This is a genomic window from Limosilactobacillus pontis DSM 8475 (assembly GCF_001435345.1).
GTDB classification, from domain to species: Bacteria; Bacillota; Bacilli; order Lactobacillales; family Lactobacillaceae; genus Limosilactobacillus; species Limosilactobacillus pontis.
In genome coordinates this window covers 1-1,241 of record NZ_AZGO01000016.1, presented here as the reverse complement: position 1 = coordinate 1,241, position 1,241 = coordinate 1, and the positions used below count along the sequence as shown (strand labels likewise).

Here is a 1,241-nt window from a genome sequence, read left to right as displayed (position 1 = left end):
CCCTCAGTTCAGGATCCTGAGTACGGCGGGACACGTGAAACCCCGTTGGAAGCTGCGAGGACCATCTCGCAAGGCTAAATACTACCTAGTGACCGATAGTGAACCAGTACCGTGAGGGAAAGGTGAAAAGCACCCCGGAAGGGGAGTGAAATAGTTCCTGAAACCATGTGCCTACAAGCTGTCGGAGCCCGTTAATGGGTGACGGCGTGCCTCTTGCAGAATGAACCGGCGAGTTATGATTGCATGCAAGGTTAAGGTGGAAAAACCGGAGCCGTAGCGAAAGCGAGTCTTAAATGGGCGTAAGAAGTATGTAGTTATAGACCCGAAACCAGGTGACCTACCCATGTCCAGGTTGAAGGTGCGGTAAAGCGCACTGGAGGACCGAACCCGTGTCAGTTGAAAATGGCTGGGATGAGGTGTGGGTAGCGGTGAAATTCCAAACGAACTTGGAGATAGCTGGTTCTCTCCGAAATCTCTTTAGGGGGAGCCTTGAGGTAAAGAATCGTGGAGGTAGAGCTACTGTTTGGACAAGGGGCCCGTCATGGGTTACCAACTTCAGATAAACTCCGAATGCCATCGATTTATACTCAGGAGTCAGACGATGAGTGATAAGATCCACCGTCGAAAGGGGAACAGCCCAGATCACCAGTTAAGGTCCCTAAATATATGCTAAGTGGAAAAGGATGTGGAGTTGCATAGACAACTAGGATGTTGGCTCAGAAGCAGCCACCATTTAAAGAGTGCGTAATAGCTCACTAGTCGAGTGATCCTGCGCCGAAAATGTACCGGGGCTAAGCATATTACCGAAACTGTGGATGTGCACTTTGTGCACGTGATAGGAGAGCGTTCTAAGGGCGGCGAAGTCAGACCGTGAGGACTGGTGGAGCGCTTAGAAGTGAGAATGCCGGTATGAGTAGCGAAAGACAGGTGAGAATCCTGTCCACCGAATGACTAAGGTTTCCTGGGGAAGGCTCGTCCTCCCAGGGTAAGTCGGGACCTAAGCTGAGGCCGAAAGGCGTAGGCGATGGATAACAGGTTGAGATTCCTGTACCAGTTAACTGCGTTTGAATGATGGAGGGACGCAGGAGGCTAAGCGATCCGCACGATTGGAAGAGTGCGGTCAAGCAGCGAGTCAGGAGTTGAGTCAAATGCTTAACTTCGGGTTGACAAGCTGTGATGAGGAGTGAACTTTTAGTAACGAAGTCGCTGACGTCACACTGCCGAGAAAAGCTTCTAGTGAG

Annotated in this window: 1 rRNA gene; it reads left to right on the top strand. The window is 51.0% G+C overall.

The window, feature by feature from the left end:
• Nucleotides 1-1,241, top strand: a 23S ribosomal RNA gene (locus tag FD34_RS01305); the annotation flags it as partial.